The sequence below is a fragment of the Rhodococcus sp. WWJCD1 genome (assembly GCF_002258735.1).
In the GTDB taxonomy this organism is placed as follows: Bacteria; Actinomycetota; Actinomycetes; order Mycobacteriales; family Mycobacteriaceae; genus Rhodococcoides.
This window is the reverse complement of record NZ_NOXY01000027.1, coordinates 222,807-245,347: the sequence shown is the minus strand read 5'-3', so window position 1 is coordinate 245,347 and position 22,541 is coordinate 222,807. Positions and strand designations below refer to the sequence as shown.

At 64.1% G+C, this 22,541-nt stretch carries 18 protein-coding genes; 12 read left to right on the top strand and 6 right to left on the bottom strand.

Features of this window, described 5'->3' with window-relative positions; all coding sequences use genetic code 11:
* Positions 1 to 180: 180 nt before the first annotated feature.
* Positions 181 to 3,042, top strand: coding sequence for an alpha/beta fold hydrolase (locus CH286_RS20490; protein ID WP_094610218.1), 2,862 nt, complete (start codon positions 181 to 183; stop codon positions 3,040 to 3,042).
* Positions 3,039 to 3,896: an ABC transporter permease gene (locus tag CH286_RS20485; RefSeq protein WP_032404014.1), complete on the top strand. Its 858-nt coding sequence runs from the start codon at positions 3,039 to 3,041 to the stop codon at positions 3,894 to 3,896. The genes CH286_RS20490 and CH286_RS20485 overlap by 4 nt, the downstream gene beginning before the upstream one ends.
* 6 nt (positions 3,897 to 3,902) lie before the next feature.
* Here the strand turns inward: CH286_RS20485 and CH286_RS20480 are convergent, their stop codons facing one another.
* Together CH286_RS20480 and uvrB are read right to left on the bottom strand one after the other, a co-directional pair.
* Positions 3,903 to 4,769, bottom strand: coding sequence for an SCO6745 family protein (locus tag CH286_RS20480; RefSeq protein ID WP_032404013.1), 867 nt, complete (start codon positions 4,767 to 4,769; stop codon positions 3,903 to 3,905).
* A 64-nt stretch (positions 4,770 to 4,833) separates the two neighbouring features.
* Positions 4,834 to 6,996 (bottom strand): excinuclease ABC subunit UvrB, encoded by a 2,163-nt coding sequence (gene uvrB / locus CH286_RS20475; protein WP_057476196.1) that lies wholly within the window; start codon positions 6,994 to 6,996, stop codon positions 4,834 to 4,836.
* A 78-nt stretch (positions 6,997 to 7,074) separates the two neighbouring features.
* On the opposite strand from uvrB, the gene CH286_RS20470 reads away from it, so the two are divergent.
* Positions 7,075 to 7,620, top strand: a complete 546-nt coding sequence (locus tag CH286_RS20470) for a DUF402 domain-containing protein (protein WP_032404011.1) — start codon at positions 7,075 to 7,077, stop codon at positions 7,618 to 7,620.
* A 16-nt stretch (positions 7,621 to 7,636) separates the two neighbouring features.
* Here the strand turns inward: CH286_RS20470 and coaE are convergent, their stop codons facing one another.
* Positions 7,637 to 8,854, bottom strand: a complete 1,218-nt coding sequence (coaE, locus tag CH286_RS20465) for a dephospho-CoA kinase (RefSeq protein WP_037150758.1) — start codon at positions 8,852 to 8,854, stop codon at positions 7,637 to 7,639.
* Positions 8,855 to 8,983: 129 nt separating this feature from the next.
* Between coaE and CH286_RS20460 the strand changes: the two genes are divergently transcribed.
* The gene (locus CH286_RS20460; RefSeq protein ID WP_032378969.1) at positions 8,984 to 9,193 is read left to right on the top strand and encodes a hypothetical protein; all 210 of its coding nucleotides are present in this window, start codon (positions 8,984 to 8,986) and stop codon (positions 9,191 to 9,193) included.
* A 162-nt stretch (positions 9,194 to 9,355) separates the two neighbouring features.
* Here the strand turns inward: CH286_RS20460 and rpsA are convergent, their stop codons facing one another.
* Positions 9,356 to 10,834, bottom strand: coding sequence for a 30S ribosomal protein S1 (gene rpsA / locus CH286_RS20455; protein WP_027497255.1), 1,479 nt, complete (start codon positions 10,832 to 10,834; stop codon positions 9,356 to 9,358).
* A gap of 214 nt (positions 10,835 to 11,048) precedes the next feature.
* Between rpsA and CH286_RS20450 the strand changes: the two genes are divergently transcribed.
* Entirely contained in the window at positions 11,049 to 11,876 is an 828-nt protein-coding gene (locus tag CH286_RS20450) for a class I SAM-dependent methyltransferase (protein WP_037150760.1), read from the top strand.
* 12 nt (positions 11,877 to 11,888) lie between these two features.
* Here CH286_RS20450 and CH286_RS20445 read toward each other — a convergent pair whose 3' ends face one another.
* Complete coding sequence (locus tag CH286_RS20445) at positions 11,889 to 12,986, bottom strand: isocitrate/isopropylmalate dehydrogenase family protein (protein ID WP_094610250.1); 1,098 nt, start codon at positions 12,984 to 12,986, stop codon at positions 11,889 to 11,891.
* Between the two features lie 10 nt (positions 12,987 to 12,996).
* Here CH286_RS20445 and CH286_RS20440 point away from each other — a divergent pair, with 10 nt between their 5' ends.
* From CH286_RS20440 to trxA, 3 genes are all read left to right on the top strand, one after another.
* Positions 12,997 to 13,503, top strand: a complete 507-nt coding sequence (locus CH286_RS20440; RefSeq protein WP_094610217.1) for a 2'-5' RNA ligase family protein — start codon at positions 12,997 to 12,999, stop codon at positions 13,501 to 13,503.
* A 206-nt stretch (positions 13,504 to 13,709) separates the two neighbouring features.
* A complete protein-coding gene (locus CH286_RS20435) occupies positions 13,710 to 14,708 on the top strand; it encodes a helix-turn-helix domain-containing protein (protein ID WP_032378971.1) in 999 nt (332 codons plus the stop codon).
* A gap of 87 nt (positions 14,709 to 14,795) precedes the next feature.
* Positions 14,796 to 15,167, top strand: coding sequence for a thioredoxin (gene trxA, locus CH286_RS20430; protein ID WP_032394311.1), 372 nt, complete (start codon positions 14,796 to 14,798; stop codon positions 15,165 to 15,167).
* A 92-nt stretch (positions 15,168 to 15,259) separates the two neighbouring features.
* Here the strand turns inward: trxA and polA are convergent, their stop codons facing one another.
* A complete protein-coding gene (gene polA, locus CH286_RS20425) occupies positions 15,260 to 18,001 on the bottom strand; it encodes a DNA polymerase I (protein WP_032404007.1) in 2,742 nt (913 codons plus the stop codon).
* A 260-nt stretch (positions 18,002 to 18,261) separates the two neighbouring features.
* Between polA and CH286_RS20420 the strand changes: the two genes are divergently transcribed.
* From CH286_RS20420 to CH286_RS20405, 4 genes are read left to right on the top strand one after another with little or no spacing between them, the layout of a single operon-like run.
* A complete protein-coding gene (locus CH286_RS20420; RefSeq protein ID WP_052065943.1) occupies positions 18,262 to 19,602 on the top strand; it encodes a branched-chain amino acid ABC transporter permease in 1,341 nt (446 codons plus the stop codon).
* Between the two features lie 7 nt (positions 19,603 to 19,609).
* Complete coding sequence (locus CH286_RS20415) at positions 19,610 to 20,599, top strand: branched-chain amino acid ABC transporter permease (RefSeq protein WP_032404006.1); 990 nt, start codon at positions 19,610 to 19,612, stop codon at positions 20,597 to 20,599.
* Positions 20,592 to 21,686, top strand: coding sequence for an ABC transporter ATP-binding protein (locus CH286_RS20410; RefSeq protein WP_230592539.1), 1,095 nt, complete (start codon positions 20,592 to 20,594; stop codon positions 21,684 to 21,686). The genes CH286_RS20415 and CH286_RS20410 overlap by 8 nt, the downstream gene beginning before the upstream one ends.
* A complete protein-coding gene (locus CH286_RS20405; protein ID WP_032378975.1) occupies positions 21,686 to 22,489 on the top strand; it encodes an ABC transporter ATP-binding protein in 804 nt (267 codons plus the stop codon). Before CH286_RS20410 ends, CH286_RS20405 begins: the two co-directional genes overlap by 1 nt.
* Positions 22,490 to 22,541 lie beyond the last annotated feature (52 nt).

Below are 22,541 nucleotides of genomic sequence, written 5' to 3'. Positions count from 1 at the left end.
ATTCCTCCATTTGTCGGTCACACACAGATGTGACACTTCTGGTCGATCTCGATTGGTGCAAGTCACAGGACCGAATGACGTGGTCCGGAGACTGATTCGCTGACATTAGCCGGAACCGGCCGATCGGAACGTGAACTTGGGGAACAACACGATCCGCGCCACTCACATACATTGGTTTGCATGCCGATTCCCCGCCCGCCACTGTCGAGACGGGCCATGACTGTCGGCGCCGCTGTGATTGCAGTTCTAGCGGTAGCCGCTCTCGCATTCGTACTCCTCCCCCAGGATTCGAGCGCCGACACATCCACTCGTGATGCGCGCATCACGCTACCGGACAGCCCCGGGTCGACGGGCACCGTCGACATCGACGCGCGGCTCTACGCCCCGGCTGTCACACCCGCGCCGACGGTGCTCCTCGCCCACGGTTTCGGCGGCAGCAAGGACTCGGTCGACGGTGAGGCACGTGACCTCGCGGCTCGCGGGTACACCGTCCTCGCCTACAGCGCACGCGGGTTCGGCGACAGCACGGGTTCGATCTCGATCAACGACCCCGATCGCGAAGTCGCCGACGCTCGCGGACTCATCGACTGGCTCGCCGAACAACCGGAAGTGGAACTCGACGCTCCCGGCGACCCTCACATAGGAGTCGCCGGTGGTTCGTACGGCGGCGCACTGGCACTGAGTGCAGGCGGCACCGACCCCCGCATCGATTCCATCGCCGCCGCGATCACCTGGAACGACCTGGGTCAGGCCCTGTTCCCCAACTACGGCGTCACCTCGACCGAGGGCCGAGAAGCCCTCGGCGACACGGTCACTCCCGCCGCGGCGGAGTACGGCGGACCCGGCGTGCTCAAGCGTGGCTGGGCCGGTGTGTTCTTCGGAGCGGGCGCAGCGAGCACGCCGCCCAGCGACGGCGATGACAGCGGTGATGCAGGGACCGAAACATCGGGGACCGGCGAGGGCGCGTCTGCGTGCGGCAGGTTTTCTCCCGAGTTCTGCGACGCCTACGCCCAATCCGCGGTGACGGGGATCCGCAGCCAACAGCTCCTCGATCTGCTGACCGCACACTCACCCGTCGCGGTGGCGTCGAACATCACCGCACCGACTCTGCTGGTGCAGGGCACCCAGGACACATTGTTCGGCCTGGATCAGGCCGACGCGACGGCGCGTCAGATCGCGGCGGCCGGTGGGAACGTCACCGTGCGATGGTTCGACGGCGGCCACGACGCCGGCGGAACGGACGGCACGAGCGATCGGGCCATCGCCGACTTCTTCGACACGACGTTGCGTGACAACGACACTGCCACCGGTGGCCAGCCGTTCGTCTACTCCACTCAGCGGGCAGCCGACGAGCGCGGCGGCGACCGCAACCGCCGGATGACCGCTCCCGACTACCCGGGACTGGCGGCCGACTCCGACGCCACCCGGACCGAATCCGTCACTTTCACTCCCAAGGCGGAGAACCAGTCGATCATTCGTCCGCCCGGAGCGTCGCCGTCGGCGATCTCGTCGGTACCCGGTTTGGGCTCGGTGCTCTCGACTCTCGGATCGACCGGGGCCGGAGCAGCCCTGACCGCGGACTTGCCGGGCCAGTCGGCGACGTTCACCAGCGATCCCGTCGATTCGTCCGTGACGATCACCGGTGTACCTCGAGTGAACCTGCGAGTGGCGTCACTGGCCTCACCGGGTCAAGCCGTTCTGTTCGCAAAGCTCTACGACGTTGCACCGAACGGCACCAGAACGCTTCCAGGCGGCGCGGTCTCGGCGATCCGCCTCCCCGACACCGAGGGCATCGATCCCGTCGATGTCACCGTCGCGCTGCCTGGCATCAGCTATACCGTCCAGCAGGGTCATCACCTCGAACTGAGCGTTTCCACCACGGATCAGGCCTACGCCGTTCCGCTCGAACCGGCCCAGTTCAGCGTGGCCATGACCGACAACACCATTGCGTTGCCCACAGTCCCTGCAGAGGAGAGCGCCAACAGCACCGTTCCGGTGGCACCGCTGATCGGCATCGGGGTCGTCCTGCTCGCGGTCGCTGGTGCGATCGTGGCCGGAGTCGTGCGGACCAGACGCCGCGCGGTCGCCGAAGTGGACGAGAGTCTGATCGACACTCCGCTGGTGATCACCGATCTGGCCAAGACGTACTCGAACGGCTTCCGCGCGGTCGACGGCGTGAGCTTCGAGGTGAAGCAGGGCCAGGTTCTGGGTCTCCTCGGGCCCAACGGTGCCGGAAAGACCACCACCCTGCGGATGCTGATGGGCCTGATCACTCCCACCGGCGGTGACATCCGCGTCTTCGGCCACAAGGTGACGCCGGGCGCGCCGGTGCTGTCCAGACTCGGCTCGTTCGTCGAGGGATCAGGATTTCTTCCCCACCTGACCGGAACTCAGAACCTACGGTTGTACTGGGAGGCAACCGGGCGGCCGATCGAGGACGCCCACCTGGAAGAGGCACTGGAGATCGCCGACCTCGGCGCCGCAATCGAACGCAAGGTCAAGTCGTACAGCCAGGGCATGCGGCAGCGGCTGGCCATCGCCCAGGCCATGCTGGGGCTGCCGGATCTGATGGTCCTTGACGAGCCGACCAACGGACTCGATCCACCGCAGATCAGGACGATGCGCGACGTGCTGATCAACTACGCGAAGACCGGTCGAACGGTGTTGGTGTCGAGCCATCTACTCGCCGAGGTCGAACAGACCTGTACCCATGTGGTCGTCATGAATCGCGGATCGGTGATCAGTTCCGGAACGGTCCGCGAATTGACCGCAGCGGGCGGACAAACGGAGATCAGGGTCGACGACGCCACCCGCGCGCGGTCGGTGCTGGGTGCCTCCGGCCACGACGGCGCGGTGATCGTCGACGACGGAACGGTGACCGTCGACCTGACCGACGCCGACTCCGCCGTAGTCATCCGAGAACTCGTCACCGCGGGCGTCTCGGTGCGCGGATTCTCCCAATCGACCCGCCTCGAGGATGTGTTCCTCGACCTGGTCCACCGAGACACCCCCAGGTCCGACACCAGCAAGGATCGCTCATGAGCACCGCACACGCAGACGGGCGCGCTGCCGGTTACACCGGCGGCAGTACCTTGCCCTTCCGTACCGAGTTGCGCAGGCAGCTGGGACGCCGTCGCACTCAGTTGGCCATCGGATTTCTTGCCCTGCTCCCGGTGATTCTTGCGATCGCCTTCACCGTCGGCAGCTCGAGTGCCGACTCGGACGCCGGTGGACTGATCGAACTCGGAACTCGCGGAGGCATGAACTTCACGGTCTTCGCTCTGTTCATGTCGGTGGGGTTCCTACTGATCGTCGTGGTGGCGCTGTTCTTCGGCGACTCGGTGGCGAGCGAGGCCTCGTGGTCGAGTCTGCGGTACCTCCTGGCCATCCCGGTACCTCGGAGTCGACTGCTGACGCAGAAGGCATTGGTGTCGGCCACGTTGTCGAGTGCGGCGATCGTCGTGCTTGTCGGCGTTTCGCTGTTGATCGGCACCGTGATGTACGGCGCAGAGTCGCTCATCACCCCACTGGGTGAGGGTCTGTCGTACGGAACCTCACTGGTGCGGCTACTGATCGCAGTCGCGTACATAGGCATCAACCTGCTGTGGGTGGCCGGCCTGGCGATGCTGCTGTCAGTGCTCACCGACGCCCCGCTCGGGGCCGTCGGCGGCGCGGTGATGACGTCGATTCTGATGCAGATTCTCGATCAGATCACCGCACTGGGGTCACTTCGCAACTACCTGCCCGGGCACTACGCCAATTCGTGGATCGACGCTTTCGGAACGAGTATCGACTGGAACGACATGGTGGTGGGATCGTTCTCGGCCATCACGTACGCGGCCGTGTTCGGGTTGATCGCGTGGCGGCGTTTCGCGACCAAGGACATCACCAGCTGAGGCGGCCTAATTCTTCTTGATCGCCGGTCCGAAGACGCCGTCGGGAATGACGCCCTGACCGACGATCGACTCACGCCACGGCGTCGCGAGCGAGACCAGCCGAGCGGCACCGTCCTCGCCGAGGGCGGCCCACGGCGCAACAGCGAGGTCGTTGGTGATGTCCTCGACCAACGTGCGGAGATCTTTGCCGTCCTGCGTCAGGGCACCATCGGACGAGAGCAGTTCTCGGTCGGCCAAAGATGCGACCGCGCCATCCCACTGCTCGGTCGACCATCCGCGACGCTTACGCGCGAACTCCTTCTCGAAGCCGTAGCCGGTGGCGGTGTGGGTGATCAGCGCTTCGAGCCCGCTCAGGCCCGCCGTCTGCAGCGCCGCAATGTGACCGTCGCCGCGGTATTCGCGGATCAGGGTCAGGGCATGCCACAGCACCAGATGCGGCGCAGTGGGCCAGTCGAGCTCGGAGTATGCGGCGTACAGGGGTCGACCGTCGTCGCCGGGGATTCCACGGGCTGCGATCGATGCCAGGTCGGCCGCCTCGGCCATGTCCGCGGACGTCAGAACCTCGGGGCCGAGCAGTCGGCCGAAGGCAGCGTCGAGAGTCTCGTACCGGATGGCCATGATCTCGTCGGGTGACGCGATGTCCCAGGCGGCCGGGATGAGCGGTGCTACCAGTTCGCGGTTGAAGTTGTAGAACGTGGCGGTGACGACACCTGCGCCGACCCGTCCCAAAGGCGCTGCCCGACCCGCGAAATAGCAGGCCCGCGGCGGCAATCCCGCCGCGACCAGAGCATCCTGTGTCTCTGGAAGGAAATAGGTCATCGAGTGAATCAGTTCGAGCGCGCGAGAGGTGCGGCCGGCGGTGGTTGCGTCCATCGCTGAACCGTATCCGAACCATTTCGGCTCATTCCGCAGGCTCCACTCGCGTCTCCAGCCTGCCCTATTTGAGCCCCGCCGCATCCATCCCGCGCAGTTCCTTCTTCAGATCCTGAATTTCGTCTCGTAAGCGTCCCGCGAGCTCGAACTTCAACTCCCGGGCAGCGTTCATCATCTGGTCGGTCATATTCTTGATCAGATCGGCCAGTTCGGCGCGCGGCATCGACGAGACGTCCTGCCCTTCGTATACCCCGGAGCTGACCGACCGTCCTGCTTCGCCCTGCGCGCGTCGCCCGCGGCTGGCGTTGCGACCGGACCCGCCGATCTCGACGACATTGTCGGTGTCCTCGGCTTCCTGATAGACCTGATCGAGGATGTCAGCAATCTTCTTGCGCAGCGGCTGCGGATCGACACCCCGCTCCTTGTTGTACGCGATCTGCTTCTCGCGCCGACGTTCTGTTTCCTCGATCGCATAGGTCATCGAGTCCGTCATCTTGTCGGCGTACATGTGCACTTCGCCGGACACATTTCGGGCGGCACGACCGATGGTCTGGATGAGGCTCGTGCCGCTTCGGAGGAAGCCTTCCTTGTCGGCATCGAGAATCGCGACGAGCGACACTTCCGGTAGGTCGAGGCCCTCGCGCAGCAGGTTGATGCCGACCAATACGTCGTACTCGCCGAGGCGCAGTTGCCGGAGTAGCTCGACGCGGCGCAGCGTGTCGATGTCGGAGTGCAGGTAACGCACGCGAATGCCCAGTTCGAGAAGGTAGTCGGTGAGATCCTCCGACATCTTCTTGGTCAGAGTGGTCACCAACACGCGCTCGTCCTTCTCCGCGCGCTCCCGGATCTGGTGCACCAGATCGTCGATCTGTCCCTTGGTCGGCTTGATGACCACCTGGGGATCGACAAGTCCGGTGGGCCTGATGACCTGCTCGACGAACTCTCCCCCGGTCTGACCCAGCTCGTACTTTCCCGGGGTGGCAGAGAGGTAGACCGTCTGACCGATCCGCTTCGTGAACTCTTCCCACGTCAACGGACGGTTGTCGGTCGCCGACGGGAGGCGGAACCCGAAATCGACCAGGTTTCGCTTGCGCGACATGTCACCCTCGTACATCGCACCGATCTGCGGCACGGTCACGTGCGACTCGTCGATCACGAGCAAGAAGTCCTCGGGGAAGTAGTCGATCAACGTTGCCGGTGCGGTGCCGGCCCCTCGTCCGTCGATGTGTCGCGAGTAGTTCTCGATTCCCGAGCAGAAGCCGACCTGTTTGATCATCTCCAGGTCGTATTGCGTCCGCATCCGCAACCGTTGCGCCTCGAGCAGCTTCCCCTTGCCCTCCAGCTCCGCCAGACGGGCTTCGAGTTCGGCTTCGATGTCCTTGACGGCTCGTTCCATGCGCTCGGGCCCGGCAACGTAGTGAGTGGCCGGGAAGATGCGTACCGAATCGACCTGTCGGACGATGTCCCCTGTCAGCGGATGCAGGTAGTAGAGCGCTTCGATCTCGTCGCCGAAGAACTCGATGCGGATCGCCAGTTCCTCGTAGGACGGAATGATCTCGACGGTATCGCCGCGCACCCGGAACGATCCACGGGTGAAAGCCATGTCGTTGCGGGTGTACTGCACGTCCACCAGCAGCCTGAGCAGTGCATCACGCTGAACTTCGACATTGACCTCCAGCTCGATCGACCGGTCGACGTACGACTGAGGCGTGCCGAGGCCGTAGATGCACGACACCGAGGCCACCACGACCACATCGCGCCGCGAGAGCAGAGATGCCGTGGCCGAGTGCCGTAGCCGCTCGACGTCGTCGTTGATGGACGAGTCCTTCTCGATATAGGTGTCGGTCTGCGCGATGTACGCCTCGGGCTGGTAGTAGTCGTAGTACGACACGAAGTACTCGACTGCGTTGTTGGGCAACATGTCTCGCAGCTCGTTCGCCAACTGCGCAGCCAGAGTCTTGTTCGGTGCCATCACCAGGGTGGGGCGCTGCAGCTTCTCGATGAGCCAGGCCGTGGTGGCCGATTTACCGGTACCCGTGGCACCGAGAAGCACGACGTCCTTCTCGTCCGCCTTGATCCGCCGTTCGAGCTCGGCGATGGCGGTCGGCTGATCACCGGCCGGCACGTGTTCGCTGACGACCTCGAACGCCGGTCCGGTGCGCTCGATCGCGCCCACCGGACGGTGTTCGGAGTGCGCGACGACGGGATGTTCGGATGCAAACGCCATTACACAAGCGTAGACGCGACCACCGACAAGTTCCGCCGGACAGACCCCGAAGGTCTGTTCCCGGTAGCTTCTACAGGCATGGTCGCTCACACGTCAGCCGGTGCGCACACCGTCGTACATGCCCCCAAGCACGAGACGTTCGACCTCGTCGCCAAAACGAACGTGGACCCCAAAGGTTTCGTACGCGTGGTCGACGAATATCGCGTCGAGCCGTGGGGGCTGTACATGGCCCGGGCCTCGGACCATGCCCACTTCGACTACCTCGAGTCCTGGCTACTGCCCGCTCTCGGGCTCCGCGCCTCGGTGTTCCATTACCTGCCGGCTCACGCGAGGGATCAGGACTACTACGTCGACATCGGCGAGTACACCGCCGGCTCCACCCGATGGACATCCGTCGACCACTATCTCGACCTCAGTGTCCGTACCGGCCGCGATTACGACCTGTTGGACGTCGACGAGTTGTTCGACGCTCGGGTGGCGCAACACCTCGACACCCCGACGGCCGAGCTCGCGCTGGCCAGATCGATCACCGCCATCGAAGGACTGACGCGGCACGACTACGACCTGAACGCGTGGCTCGCATCCGTCGGGATGCCGACCGAGTGGAACGGTAAGCCGACCTGATGCGCGCAGCTCTGCGTCAGGCAGTCCAGTTCGTCTGCTCAGCCCACTGCCACGCCCGACGGTAGGCCACGTCGAACCACGGTGCCTTGGCGTTCTCGTACGCTTCGATCGCCGCACGGTAATCCTTGATCCCTGCGGCCACCTCGGAGGCACGTCGCTTGATCCCCGAGTACTCGGTCGCAACAGACGAGTCTTCGCGCAGCCAGTCGCGGAACAACAGGGCGAAAGTCTGGTTCGGCCAACCGTCGACCCGAATGTGCACGTTGGCCGGACGTCCGGGGTCCGCGTTGCCGTGAAAGCGTTTGCCCCACACCGCAGGATCTGCCTCACCGCCCATTCCGTATGCAGGCTTGGGGTCGTCGAAGTTACTGGTCTCGACTCCGGGGAACCCGGCAAGACGTAACCGATCACCGACCGCATCCGCGTCGTCGAGAGAACGCACCGTGATCTGAATGTCGATGACGTCCTTGGCGTCCAGGCCGGGCACTGCGGTGGACCCCACGTGGTCGATCCGGACGGCTTCGTCCGCACAGGCGAGAGCCAGGCGGCCGATGATCCGGCGGGCCTGCAACTCCCATGCCGGGTCTGCCGTCACCTGTTCCGGATGCGTGCGGGCGACGATGCCCTCTCTGATGTTGCGCTCGAAGGGAATCAGGCGCTCGTTCCACAGGAGTCGAACCTGCTCGTCGACGCTGCCCGGCGCACCGGTGTTGTCGATCCAGACGTCTGCTGCGGCTCGGCGTGCGTCATCGGTTGCCTGCGCGGCGATGCGTGCGCGGGCGTCGGCCTCCGGCATGTTTCGTTGCCCGGTGAGTCGGCGTACGCGCTCTTCGGCATCGACCCAGACGACCACGACCAGGTGGAAGAACGGACCCATCGAGCCTTCGACGAGGAGCGGAATATCTTGCACCACAATGGCATCCGAGGACGCACCGTCGATGATCTCGGCAGTACGCTGACCGACCAACGGGTGGACGATGCCGTTGAGCTTCTTCCGGGATTCCTCGTTCCCGAATGCCACGGCCGCCAACGCCGGACGGTCCAACGAACCGTCCGGTGCGAGAATGTCGGCCCCGAACGTATCCGTCAGTTGTTGCAGGCCAAGCGTTCCCGGTTCCACGACTTCACGGGCGAGCACATCGGAGTCGACGAGAACTCCACCCAGCTCGGTCAGCACCTTGGCAACGGTCGATTTTCCGGCACCTATTCCACCGGTCAGTCCCAGTCTCAGCATGCACCCAGTCTGACACTCGAACACGCCGAAGCACACCAGCCCCAAATACACCGGTTTCGGAGGTCTGTCGGTTATCTTCGACGAGCGCGACCTCGATGTGCCGACCCACAGCTATTGAAAAGGACACCCATGCGAAGCAATCAGATCCAACCGGGTCGGCACCGCCTTGGCATGGATGCAGGCGTACATTGCGTTCTCATTCCGGAAGTTGCCTCGGCGTTGGCCGACCACCGGCGTAACTGGTTCACCAACCTCCTGACCCCCGCCCGCCACAGCTTTGCCAGCATGCGCAAGCGTACGGAGAGCGTCGGTCAGTGGAGTCCAGCCACCGCCGCGTAGTTCGCACTTCCCCCTCACACATGGGCCCGGTTCATCGGAACCGGGTCCATTGTCGTCTCGCAAGCAGAACATGTCCGCCCGACTGCTATCGAACGAGAAAGCCCCGGCTCTCATGAAGAGAACCGGGGCTGCGGTCACACCCTCACGGGTGGACAACTTCTATCAGGCGTTGCCGGACAGCTTCTCGCGAAGTGCAGCAAGCTGCGCATCGCTGGCCAGCGATCCACCGGTCGAGGCCGGAGCCGATGCTGCGGGAGCATCGCCTTCTGCATCGGCGGGGGCCTGACCCGACTCGGAGGAGTAGTTGGTGTTGGCGGCTTCGGCAGCTTCGTCCTTGGCCGTCTTCTCCATCTGAGCGGTGTGCATCTTGTGGCGACGCTCGGCCTCGGCGTAGCGACCTTCCCACTCTTCACGCTGCTTCTCGTAACCTTCGAGCCATTCGTTGGTCTCGGAGTCGAAGCCCTCGGGGAAGATGTAGTTGCCACCCTCGTCGTACGAGTCGGCCATGCCGTACTTGGACGGATCGAACTCTTCTGCGTAGTCCTCGTTGGCCTGCTTGAGGCTCAACGAAATCCGGCGACGCTCGAGATCGATGTCGATGACCTTGACGAGCGCGTCGTCGCCGACACCCACGACCTGGTCCGGAACCTCCACGTGGCGCTCGGCCAGCTCGGAGATGTGCACGAGGCCCTCGATGCCCTCTTCGACGCGAACGAACGCACCGAAGGGAACCAGCTTGGTGACCTTTCCGGGCACGATCTGGCCGATCGCGTGGGTGCGAGCGAACTGGCGCCACGGATCTTCCTGAGTTGCCTTGAGCGACAGCGACACACGCTCGCGGTCCAGGTCGACGTCGAGAACCTCGACGGTGACCTCGGTGCCGACCTCGACAACCTCGGACGGGTGATCGATGTGCTTCCAGGACAGCTCGGAGACGTGCACGAGGCCGTCGACGCCACCCAGGTCCACGAAGGCACCGAAGTTGACGATGGAGGACACGACGCCCTTGCGGACCTGGCCCTTCTGGAGCTGATGCAGGAACTCGCTGCGGACCTCGGACTGGGTCTGCTCGAGCCATGCGCGGCGCGACAGGACCACGTTGTTGCGGTTCTTGTCGAGCTCGATGATCTTGGCCTCGATCTCCTTGCCGACGTACGGCTGGAGGTCGCGGACGCGACGCATCTCGACGAGCGAGGCAGGCAGGAAGCCGCGGAGACCGATGTCCAGGATGAGTCCACCCTTGACGACCTCGATGACGGTGCCCTTGACGGCCTCGTCCTTCTCCTTGAGCTCCTCGATCGTGCCCCAAGCGCGCTCGTACTGAGCTCGCTTCTTGGACAGGATCAGGCGGCCTTCCTTGTCCTCCTTGGTGAGGACGAGTGCTTCGATCTCATCTCCCACGGAGACGACCTCGTTGGGGTCGACGTCGTGCTTGATGGAGAGCTCGCGAGAAGGGATGACGCCTTCGGTCTTGTAACCGATGTCGAGTAGAACCTCGTCGCGATCGACCTTGACGATGGTGCCTTCGACGATGTCACCATCGTTGAAGTACTTGATCGTCGCGTCGATGGCTGCGAGAAAATCCTCTGCGGAGCCGATATCGTTTACGGCCACCTGCGGTGAGGTTGTGGTTGAGGGCATGTGTTGAGTTGCTCCGGACGGGTTGGGTATCGGTTGATGGATGTTCGGTCGGACTTGTAGAACATGTGCAGCACGAGTGTCGACGGCGATATTCCTGCCGACTCCGCGAACGCCGAGGACGGGCGGACCCGACCTAAGCGCAGCATGAACACACTCGCGGTGATCAGGGTACGCGATGCCGCAGTACCAGCACAAACCCGGTTAGAGTCGGCGTGTGAGCGATCTTCCTGAGCCATCGTCCACTCCCGGCCGCGGCCGTGTCGATTCGGCCGCGAGCGACCGCGCCAGCAGACTCTGGTGGGACTCCGACGCCGACAACTACCACCGTACGCACGGCGCGTTTCTCGGTGTGTCGACCGACACCGGCGAATTCGTCTGGTGCCCCGAGGGACTGCACGAGGGCGATGTGCACTTGTTGGGCGACGTCGCAGACAAGGACGTCCTCGAAGTGGGGTGCGGCAGTGCACCGTGCGCTCGCTGGCTCGGCGCTCAGGGTGCTCGCGCGATCGGTCTCGACATCTCGATGGGCATGTTGCAACGAGGCGTCGACGCCATGGCCGCGGGGGGTTCGACGGTTCCGCTGGTCCAGGCCAGTGCCGAATCGTTGCCGTTCGGCGACGAACGATTCGACATCGTGTGCTCGGCCTTCGGCGCAGTTCCGTTCGTCGCGGACTCCGCCAACGTCATGAAGGAGGTCGCGCGGGTACTGCGGCCCGGGGGAATCTGGGTGTTCGCCGTCAATCACCCGATGCGCTGGGTGTTCCCCGACGATCCAGGGGTCGGCGGCCTGACCGCGACGATTCCGTACTTCGATCGAACCCCCTACGTCGAATACGACGCCGACGGGACCCCTAACTACGTGGAGCATCACCGCACGATCGGTGACCGAGTGCGCGAACTGGTTGCCGCAGGCCTCGAGGTGCGAGACATCGTCGAGCCGGACTGGCCGGAGTGGCTGGACCGAGAGTGGGGGCAGTGGAGCCCGCTGCGTGGGCAACTCTTTCCCGGCACCGCGATCTTCAGCAGTCGAAAGCCGCGCTGAGTCCGTCGTCGATCAGCGGCGGTGCACCCGTGCCTCGACGGTCTCGGTGAATGCGCTGGTCGACGCCTGCCCACCGAGGTCTGCTGTCGCCACGCCGGATTCGACGGTGTCGTCGACCGAGTGTCGGATCCGCCCGGCGGCTGCGGCGAGCCGGTCGTTCCCGTGCCGATCGGCGAGCCACTCGAGCAGCATCGCGGCCGACAGGAACAGCGCAGTCGGGTTGGCGCGATTCTTGCCGGCGATGTCCGGGGCGGAACCGTGTGACGCCTGCGCCATGGCCTGTGATTGCGAGGAATTGATCGACGGGGCGGTACCGAGCGAGCCGGACAACTCTCCCGTCAGATCCGACAGGATGTCGCCGAACATGTTCTCGGCCACGATGACGTCGTAGTCCTCACCGCGTCGAACCAGGTGTGCGGCCAGCGCGTCGACGTGTTCCTCGGTGACCTCGACGTGTGGGAACTGCTCGCCCACGGCGCGGCACGCATCGCGGAACAATCCCGTCGTCATCGACAGCACGTTGGTCTTGTGGACGATGGTGAGCTTGCGGCGGCGTCTGTCTGCGAGCAGGAATGCCTCGCGCGCAATGCGTTCGCATGCCCTGCGGGTGAACACCCCGACCGCGAGTGCCACGTCGGGAGTCGGCATGAATTCGCCGCTGCCGACGAACATGTTGCGATCGGCATAGAACCCCTCGGTGTTCTCCCGCACCACTACCAAGTCCATGTTCGGCGACATCGCTCGCACGCCGGCAAGGGCTTTGGCAGGCCTGATGTTGGCGAACAGGTCGAAATCCTTCCGAATCCGTCCGCCTGGGGTCAGCTGTGAACGGAACGGCTCCGGATACGAGGCACTGTCGTGTGGCCCCAGAATCCAACTCTCTAGCTCGCCCAGTTCCTGAAACGTGCTCTCGGGTATCGGCGTGCCGTACTCGTCGATGGCACCGCGACCGAGCGGGAGGTGCACCCACTCGACCGCCGATCCCCCGACTGCCGCGATCGCCGCGTCGACCACTCGGATCGTGGCGGGCACGATCTCGTGACCGATTCCGTCGCCGGTCATCGCCCCGATCCGTAGCGTCGTTGCATTCCGGCCGTCCGTCTGCGACATCATGGCCTCCATGGTGCAGTCCGCAGAACTTCTACTCGAATCCGGCCTCGATGCAGCGGTTCGCCGCGAGTGGGCGGCGCTGTCGGATGCCGGCCTCCCGAGCCAGAATCGGCACCGAGGTGAATCGAACCGACCACACATCACTGTCGCGGTGGCAGCGTCGATGCCCGTCGCGGTGGACGACGGCGCAGCCGTTCGTTTCGATCCGTTCGATGTGCGCCTCGGCGGGCTCGTCGTGTTCGGCGGTCGGGCGATAACCCTGGCACGCCTGGTCGTTCCGACCAGTGAGTTGCTCGATCTGCACGCCAGGATGCACGCGGCCGTGGGCGAAGACTCGCTCGATCACCTCGACCCCGGCCGATGGACACCGCACGTGACACTGGCCCGGCGATTGACGTCCGAGGAGGCGGGAAACGCCGTACGACTGTTGTCGACGAGCATCGAGGACCTGGTGGGCTCTGTCGTGGCCCTGCGTCGCTGGGACGGCGAGGCCAAACGCGAGTGGCGAATCGGCTGACCGCAACGTCAGAAGGTGAAGTCGCCGAACTGTGTCACCTCCGCGTGGGTGTCGGGAGCGAAGCCTGCGACCACGAGAGCATCGATGGCCAGGAACGACAGCACAACTACCAATACAATTGTCATGCACCTAGCGTCCTACCTGCGGAGAGTCTCCACGAGTGGCAGTAACGCCACATATCCTCGAATTTCTGCCATACTCGTCGCATGCTGAAACGAGTGGTCGTTGCGCTGATGCCGTTGACCGAACAGTTCGAGCTCGGCGTCGCATGCGAGGTGTTCGGGTTCGACCGCTCGGACGAGGGCCTCCCCACCTACGACTTCTCCCTGATCGCGGGTGTCCCCCAACCGATCCGCACCCGCGTCGGTTACACCATCGACGTGCCACACGATCTCGACAGTCTCGACAGCGCCGACCTGATCATCATTCCGGCCGGCGGCACCGAGGCGGCGGACGACGGCAGCTACGTGTGCGGCATCGGATACAACTCGTCCATCGAGCCCTTGCTGGCCAAACTCCGTGCGGCGGTGGACCGGGGTGCCATGGTCGCAAGCCTGTGCAACGGTGCGTTCGTGCTGGGCCAGGCAGGGCTGCTCGACAATCGGCCGTGCACGACGCATTGGCGGCATTCGGCCTCGCTGGCCGCGAAATACCCGCTGGCTCAGGTGGATCCGAACGTCCTCTACGTGGACGCAGGCAACGTCCTCACCAGCGCAGGGACGGCCGCCGGAATCGACCTGTGCCTGCACATCGTGCGCAAGTACCAGGGCAGCGTCGTGGCCAACGGGATCGCCCGCAGAATGGTCGTCCCGCCGCATCGCGACGGTGGCCAAGCTCAGTTCGTCACCAGTCCCCTGCCCGCCACGCACACCGAGACATTGGCACCGCTGCTGGACTGGATGACCGAGAATCTCGACTCCGAGCTGACGATCGGGCGACTGGCAGCACGGGTGAACATGTCGGCACGCACCTTTGCTCGTAGGTTCGCGGCCGAAACCGGAACGACGCCCGCGCGGTGGCTCAACGATCAACGCGTGCTGGCGGCTCAGCAATTGTTGGAGAACTCCGATCTGCCGATGGATTCGATCGCCGAGGTGGTCGGCTTCGGAAACGCCGCCGCTCTGAGGCAGCACTTCGTGAGATTGCGATGCACCACCCCGAACTCGTACCGCCGGACGTTCCGCGCCGCACCCCAGCCCGCCTGACACGCCGCGCTCCGACGCGGCCGGGAAGATTCAGGCGAGTACCTGCGTTGAGACACACCAGAAGCGCAATCAATCGAAAGGGACCGCGTGGCCACTCAGACTTTGACTCAGCAGAATTTCGACGAGATCGTCACCAGCAACGACGTGGTGTTGGTCGATTTCTGGGCATCCTGGTGCGGCCCCTGCCGCCAGTTCGCCCCGACATTCGAGAAGTCGTCGGATGCTCACCCCGACGTCGTGCACGCCAAGGTCGACACCGAGGCCGAGCAGGGTCTGGCTGCGGCTGCGCAGATCCAGTCGATTCCGACGATCATGGCGTTCCGCGAGGGAATTCTCGTCTACGCACAGCCCGGTGCATTGCCTGCACCGGCGCTCGAAGACCTCGTCGGACAGATCAAGGCACTCGACATGGACGTCGTACGCCAGCAGATCGCCGAGCAGGCTCCCGCAGCGGAGTAGTTCTGCACTCCGCACAACGCGAAGGGCCGCTCACCGAGTTCGGTGAGCGGCCCTTCGTTGTGCCACGGGTCGGATCAGTGAGCCGGCCCGATTCAGTGAGCTGCGGCATCCCAGCTTCGACCGGTACCGACCGACACTTCGAGCGGCACCGAGAGTTCGATCGCCGACGACATCTTGTTGCGCACGAGCGCTTCGACTTCCTCGCGCTCGGAGTCGACGACCTCGAGCACCAGTTCGTCGTGTACCTGCAGCAGCATGCGCGACTTCAGAGTCGACTCGGCGAGTGAGCGGTGCACATCGATCATCGCGACCTTGATGATGTCGGCGGCGGTGCCCTGGATCGGAGCATTGAGGGCAGCGCGCTCGGCTACCTCTCGACGCTGGCGGTTGTCGCTGTTGAGATCCGGTAGGTACCGGCGCCTGCCGTACAGGGTCGAGGTGTACCCCACCTTGCGCGCTTCCTCGACGGCATTGCGCAGGTAGTCGCGGACACCACCGAACCGCGCGAAGTACGCCTCCATCTGCTGCTTCGCCTCCTCGGTGGAGATCTTGAGCTGCGCGGCGAGGCCGAATGCGCTGAGCCCGTAGGCCAATCCGTAGGACATCGCCTTGACCCGACGACGCAGTTCGGGGGTGACCTCCTCGATCGGCACCCCGAACGCGCGGGAACCGACGAAGCTGTGGAGGTCCTCACCCGTGTTGAACGCCTCGATCAGACCCTCGTCGCCGGACACGTGCGCCATGATGCGCATCTCGATCTGGCTGTAGTCGGCGGTGAGCAGGGTGTCGTAACCCGCCCCGACGACGAAGCCGTCCCGGATGTGGCGTCCTGCCTCGTTGCGCACCGGGATGTTCTGCAGGTTGGGTTCGGTGGACGACAGCCGCCCGGTGGCCGCAACGGTCTGGTTGAACGTGGTGTGAATGCGTCCGTCGTCGGCAACGGACTTGAGCAGGCCGTCGACCGTCACCTTCATGCGTGTCGCGTCTCGGTGATCGAGCAGGAATTTCAGGAAGGGATGCTCGGTCTTCTCGAACAACCCCTGCAGCGCATCGGCATCGGTGGTGTAGCCGGTCTTGGTCTTCTTGGTCTTGGGCATGTCGAGTTCCTCGAACAGCACCACCTGCAACTGCTTCGGTGACCCGAGGTTGATCTGCTTGTCGATCACGCCGTACGCGGAGTTCGCGGCCTCGTCGACCTGCGCGGCAAAACCGGACTGCAGCGAACGCAGGTGGTCGCTGTCGACGGCGATGCCGGTCGCTTCGACATCGGCCAAGACCGTCAGCAACGGCAGTTCCATCTCGGAGAGCAAGGTGGTCGATTCGATGGCCGCGAGCTCGGCGTCCAGGGCCTCGGCCAGGTCGATGACGGCCCGCGCTTTGAGGATCTCACCCTCGGCGAATGCCGCGTCAGCGGTGTCCTCGGCATCGAGCAACGACATCTGGCCTTCACCCGCATCCTCGACACGGAGCTCTCGCTTGAGGTAGCGCAACGACAGGTCGTCGAGGTTGAACGAACGCTGACCGGGCCGAACGAGATACGCGGCCAGGGCGGTGTCGGTGGTCAACCCCCCGAGGGTCCAGCCACGCCCCCGCACCGCGTGCAACGCCCACTTGGCCTCGTGCAGCGCCTTGGGTTGCGCCGGATCGGCGAGCCAGGCTGCGAGCGCGCGCTCGTCGGATTCGTCGAGGGCTGTTGTCGTCACGAACGCGCCTTCCCCGTCGGCCGCGGCGATGGCCAAGGAAGTCGCGTCACTGTCGAAGGGCCTGCGCGGACCGAGAATGGACAGGCCGCTGCGGCGGCCGTCGGACGCGTGTTCTTCCAACCACTCGGCCAACTCACCCGGGGCGACGATCCCACCGCGGACGTCGAAGCCTTCCTCGGCTTCGGGCTCGACCGACGCGAGCGTCTCGAACAGTCGGTCCCGAAGAATGCGGAACTCCAGATCGTCGAACAGCGCGTGGATCTTCTCGCGGTCCCACGGGGCAAGTTCGAGCTGATCGGGGGTGTACGGCAACGGCACATCGCGCACCATTTCGGTGAGCTCACGATTGAGCACCACACTCGACAGGTTGGCGCGCAGTGCGTCTCCCACCTTGCCCTTCACCTTGTCCACGTTGTCGACAAGGGCAGTGAGCGAACCGTATTCGATGATCCACTTGGTTGCCGTCTTCTCGCCCACACCGGGAATGCCGGGCAGGTTGTCACTCGGATCTCCGCGCAGGGCAGCAAAATCCGGATACTGCGACGGCGTCAACCCGTACTTGCCGGCGACCTCCTCGGGGGTGAACCGGGTCAGGTCCGAAACCCCCTTGCGCGGGTACAACACCGTTACGTTGTCGGTCACCAACTGCAATGCATCGCGGTCGCCCGTGACCACGAGAACGCGGTAGCCGAGCGCCTCCGCCTGCGTCACCAGGGTGGCGATGATGTCGTCCGCCTCGAATCCGGCCTCTGCCATCACCGGGATGCCCATGGCCCCGAGAACATCCTTGGTGATGTCGACCTGGCCGGCGAACTCGTCGGGGGTCTTGCTCCGGTTGGCCTTGTACTCGGGGAACCGCTCGGCACGGAAGGTCTGCCGCGAGACGTCGAAGGCCGCGGCGATGTGCGTCGGCTTTTCGTCTCGCAGCAGATTGATCAGCATCGAGGTGAATCCGTACACGGCATTGGTGGACTGACCGCTGGTGGTCTTGAAGTTGTCCGCAGGCAGCGCGAAGAACGCGCGAAACGCCATGGAGTGGCCGTCGATGAGGAGCAGAGTGGGTCGCTCCCCGCCTGCTTTCGCATCGGTCTCGGCCGCGGGCGCTGCGCTTTTCTCGGTTACTGGGCTCACGGTTGACCAGTCTAGGTAGCGGGTCCGACAACTCGTAGCCGGATGCTCGCTGGGCGCCGCGCTCGCCCTCACGACGCGCGTCGTGCACCGCGAAACACAACCGATACTTTCCGGAAATCTCAGTCGCCGATTTTGCGTCGTTTCAACGGATAGAGTCCGACAATTGCAGTAAATCCCCAACCCGTGACTCAACGACAACCGTCCGGAGGACGTGCGTGGCTCCAAATGTTCGATGGACCAGAAAGGTGCAACCGCCGAGGTTGCGCGCAAGATCTGCCGTTCGGCTACTTCAGCGAACACTTCTACTCGCCGTTCTGAGTTCGATCGCCGCGCTGCTGTTCAGTGCGCCGGCGTTGGCCCAGGAACCTACGCCCACTCCCCCGGCTGCGCCGGGGACGAGTGCCGAGCAGGCACCGCCCGCAGACGCCGTCAGCGTCGCGGGATCTCTCAACAACGCCGGCGAGCGACTCGTCGGCGTCGATGTCGCAGCGCTCGACGCGAGCGGCACCGAAGTCGCTCGAACCACCAGTGAAACCGGCGGCCGCTGGACTCTCGAATTGTCCCCCGGGACATACACATTCCAGGTGGTCCAGGAAACGCTTCCCGACGGGGTGAGCGTCCAGGCAGAAGTCCAGCGTGACGTTCAGGCCGGGCGTTCCAACACCGTCATCTTCTCCTTCGGTGAAGCCAGAACTGCCACCAGCATTCCGTTCTACGAGAAGTTCGTTCGCACCACAGTCGACGGTTTCCGTTTCGGCCTGGTCATCGCACTGGCGGCGGTAGGGCTGAGCCTGATCTTCGGCACCACCGGCCTGACCAACTTCGCGCACGGCGAACTCGTCACCCTCGGAGCCGTCGCGGCGTGGTTCTTCAACGTGAGCCTCGGAATACAGCTGATTCCGGCCACGGTGCTGGCAATCATCGTCGGAGTCGCGATCGGATGGCTCAACAATGCCTTGATCTGGCGACCACTGCGCAAGCGTCGAACCGGCCTGATCGCACAGCTCGTGGTGACGATCGGACTTGCGATCGCATTGCGCTACCTCATCCTGATCTTCTTCTCGGATCGCTCCGAGCCCTTCGACGACTACCAGGCCCAGACCGAGAACAACTGGGGCCCGCTGTCGATCACCAACGTCAATCTGGCGTGCATCATCATCAGCGTCGTCGTCCTGGTCGGCGTTGCACTGATGTTGCAGCGCACCAAGATCGGTAAGGCCATGCGAGCGGTGGCCGACAATCGTGATCTCGCCGCGTCCTCGGGGATCAATGTCGAGCGTGTCGTCACGTTCGTCTGGTGCCTCGGTGGCGGCCTGGCGGCACTCGGCGGCGTGCTGTTCGGACTTTCCGAACTCGGCGGACGCGTCCAGTGGGAGATGGGCTTCAAGCTCCTGCTGCTGATGTTCGCCGGAATCACACTCGGCGGACTGGGAACGGCCTACGGCGCATTCCTCGGTTGCGTCATCGTGGGTCTGCTCGTCCAGTGGTCGACGTTGGTCATCAATCCCGATCTCAAATACATCGGAGGGTTGCTCGTCTTGATTCTCATCCTCGTCGTCCGACCACAGGGCATCCTCGGCTCGCGACAAAGGATCGGGTGACCACCACATGGATATCATCGGCGCACTTCAGATCTCACTCGCTCAGCTGGTCGGACCGTCGGCCATCTTCTACGCTCTGCTCGCCATCGGCCTGAACCTGCACTTCGGCTACGCCGGGCTGCTCAACTTCGGGCAGATCGGCTTCGCGTTGCTCGGCGGCTACGGCGTCGGCATCACCACGATCACCTACGAGCAGCCACTGTGGCTCGGTATTCTGGTCGGTCTCGCCGCGGCAGGCTTGCTCGCTCTTGTTCTCGGTATTCCGACTCTGCGCCTGCGAGCCGACTATCTCGCGATCGTCACCATCGCAGCCTCGGAGATCCTGCGGTTGGTGTTCCGTTCGACCGCAACGGATTCGGTGACCAAGTCGACCAACGGCATCACCGGCTTCGCCGGCCCGTTCACCAGCATGAGTCCGTTCGAGGGAGGCAAGTCGTACAGCTTCCTCGGCGTGCGCTTCCTGGGCAACGACCTGTGGGCCATGCTCGTCGGCTGGACACTCGTGCTGCTCCTCTGCGGAGTGATCTACCTGCTGACCCACAGCCCGTGGGGACGTGTACTCAAGGCCGTCCGTGAAGACGAGGACGCCGCCCGCTCACTGGGCAAGAACGTCTTCGTCTACAAGATGCAGGCGTTGGTTCTCGGCGGTGTCATCGGCGGTATGGGCGGTGTGTTCAACGCACTGCAGACTCAGTCCATCAACCCCGATTTCTACTCGACGGCGCAGACGTTCTTCGCCTTCGGCGCACTGATTCTCGGTGGGGCGGCAACAGTGTTCGGCCCCGTACTGGGCGCGATGCTCTTCTGGTTCCTGCTGTCCATTCCCGATGCGATTCTGCGGCAATTGATCTCCGGCGACGACCCGGTGCTAAACCTCACCGGCGCCCAGGTCGGTGCCACGCGATTCGTGCTCCTGGGAATCCTGATCGCCGTGTTGATGGTGTTCAGACCTCAGGGCATTCTCGGCAACAAGCGAGAGGTTCAACTCAATGCCTGACCTAAGCAAGGATGCTGCTGCAACGGCTGCACCGAGCAAGAAAGCCAGCACACTCGAATCACGCGCTGCCCAGGCGTTGTCGAGCGATCAACGCGCGTCACTGTTCGCCGGTGTGCCCAACGAACCCGGCGCACCGAAACCCGACGCCACCATGGTGGTCGACGGCGTGTCGCGCACCTTCGGCGGCCTCAAAGCCGTCGACGTGGCGCACCTCGAAATCCAGCGCGGCTGCATCACCGGTCTCATCGGTCCGAACGGTGCAGGCAAAACCACGCTGTTCAACCTGCTCACCGGATTCGATCGCCCCGACACCGGGACCTGGTCGATGGATGGCCAGGAGCTGGGTCGGATGCACCCGCACCAGGTGGCCCGCAAGGGTGTGGTGCGGACGTTCCAGTTGACCAAAGCATTGTCGAAACTGACTGTGCTGGACAACGTTCGGTTGGGCGCAACAGGTCAGCGCGGCGAGCGCATGATCAATACGTTCATGCCGTGGACGTGGAAGGCCCAGGAGCGTCAGATCACCGAACGCGCCTACGAACTGCTGGGGCGCTTCAAGCTCGACGCCAAGGCCGACGATCTGGCCGGCTCACTGTCGGGCGGTCAGCGCAAACTGCTGGAGATGGCACGTGCGCTGATGACCGATCCGTCGGTGGTCATGCTCGACGAGCCGATGGCCGGGGTCAATCCTGCTCTGACGCAATCACTTCTGGGGCACATCAAGTCGCTGCGCGACGACGGTATGACCGTGGTGTTCGTCGAACACGACATGGACGTCATCCGCGACATCAGTGACTGGGTGGTGGTGATGGCTCAGGGCAGCATCATCGCCGAGTCCACGCCGGAGGAACTCTCCAACAACGGTGCTGTCGTCGACGCCTACCTCGGCAGCCACCACGATCAGGCTCTCGAGTTCGACGCCGACGGCAATCCGGTCGGGGCAACCGCCGAACTGGCGGAGGCGCTGAAACAGGCCGAGAAGGAAGAACTCGAAGCGGGAGGCGATCTTTCGGAACCGGAGTTCGTCAGCCCAGTGACGCCCGACGTCGCCCAGGGCGGCTCGCACCGGGCCAAGGAGGACAACTGATGAGCGAACAGACATTGACGCCGGCCGAATTCGCCGCCACACCCGAGGAGCACGCTCGCCTGGCCGAAGGCGCACTGTTGCGCGCCGACGGATTGGTGGCCGGTTACATCCCCGGCGTCAACATCCTCAGCGAATGTAACTTCTTCCTCAACGACGGCGAGATCGTCGGCATCATCGGGCCCAACGGTGCCGGTAAGTCGACATTGCTCAAAACGCTCTTCGGGCTCGTTGCCGTCCGCGAGGGCAGCGTGAAGCTTCGCGGTGACAACATCACCTCTGCCGAGGCGCACGTGCTGGTCACGAAGGGCGTCGGATACGTTCCGCAGACCCAGAACGTGTTTCCGTCGCTGACCATCGAGGAGAACCTCGAAATGGGAATCTATCTGCGTCCCAAGAAGTTCGGCGAGCGCTTCGAGTTCGTCAGCGAGTTGTTCCCCCTGCTCGGAGAGCGCAAGAAGGTCAAGGCAGGCGCACTGTCCGGTGGCGAACGACAGATGGTCGCCATGGGACGCGCACTGATGATGGAGCCCTCGGTACTGCTGCTCGACGAACCGTCGGCCGGACTGTCGCCGATGTTCCAGGACGAGGTGTTCATCCGCTGCAAGAAGATCAACGCGGCGGGGGTCTCGATCATCATGGTCGAGCAGAACGCCCGTCGCTGCCTTCAGATCTGCGACCGCGGCTACGTTCTCGATCAGGGCCGCAACGCGTACACCGATACCGGTCCTGCGTTGATGAACGACCCGAAGGTGATCGAGCTGTACCTCGGCACACTGGCCGGAAGCAAGGAGAAGAAGACGTAGATCTTCGTCGACGACGAAGCCCCGGTTCGACTCGATGTCGAACCGGGGCTTC

Excerpts from the sequence above, each read along its gene's own strand:
- CH286_RS20490 (WP_094610218.1), top strand. The coding sequence starts at position 181 with ATGCCGATTCCCCGCCCGCCACTGTCGAGACGGGCCATGACTGTCGGC.
- CH286_RS20485 (WP_032404014.1), top strand. The coding sequence starts at position 3,039 with ATGAGCACCGCACACGCAGACGGGCGCGCTGCCGGTTACACCGGCGGC.
- CH286_RS20480 (WP_032404013.1), bottom strand. The coding sequence starts at position 4,769 with ATGGACGCAACCACCGCCGGCCGCACCTCTCGCGCGCTCGAACTGATT.
- uvrB (WP_057476196.1), bottom strand. The coding sequence starts at position 6,996 with ATGGCGTTTGCATCCGAACATCCCGTCGTCGCGCACTCCGAACACCGT.
- CH286_RS20470 (WP_032404011.1), top strand. The coding sequence starts at position 7,075 with ATGGTCGCTCACACGTCAGCCGGTGCGCACACCGTCGTACATGCCCCC.
- coaE (WP_037150758.1), bottom strand. The coding sequence starts at position 8,854 with ATGCTGAGACTGGGACTGACCGGTGGAATAGGTGCCGGAAAATCGACC.
- CH286_RS20460 (WP_032378969.1), top strand. The coding sequence starts at position 8,984 with ATGCGAAGCAATCAGATCCAACCGGGTCGGCACCGCCTTGGCATGGAT.
- rpsA (WP_027497255.1), bottom strand. The coding sequence starts at position 10,834 with ATGCCCTCAACCACAACCTCACCGCAGGTGGCCGTAAACGATATCGGC.
- CH286_RS20445 (WP_094610250.1), bottom strand. The coding sequence starts at position 12,986 with ATGTCGCAGACGGACGGCCGGAATGCAACGACGCTACGGATCGGGGCG.
- CH286_RS20440 (WP_094610217.1), top strand. The coding sequence starts at position 12,997 with ATGGTGCAGTCCGCAGAACTTCTACTCGAATCCGGCCTCGATGCAGCG.
- CH286_RS20435 (WP_032378971.1), top strand. The coding sequence starts at position 13,710 with ATGCTGAAACGAGTGGTCGTTGCGCTGATGCCGTTGACCGAACAGTTC.
- CH286_RS20415 (WP_032404006.1), top strand. The coding sequence starts at position 19,610 with ATGGATATCATCGGCGCACTTCAGATCTCACTCGCTCAGCTGGTCGGA.
- CH286_RS20410 (WP_230592539.1), top strand. The coding sequence starts at position 20,592 with ATGCCTGACCTAAGCAAGGATGCTGCTGCAACGGCTGCACCGAGCAAG.
- CH286_RS20405 (WP_032378975.1), top strand. The coding sequence starts at position 21,686 with ATGAGCGAACAGACATTGACGCCGGCCGAATTCGCCGCCACACCCGAG.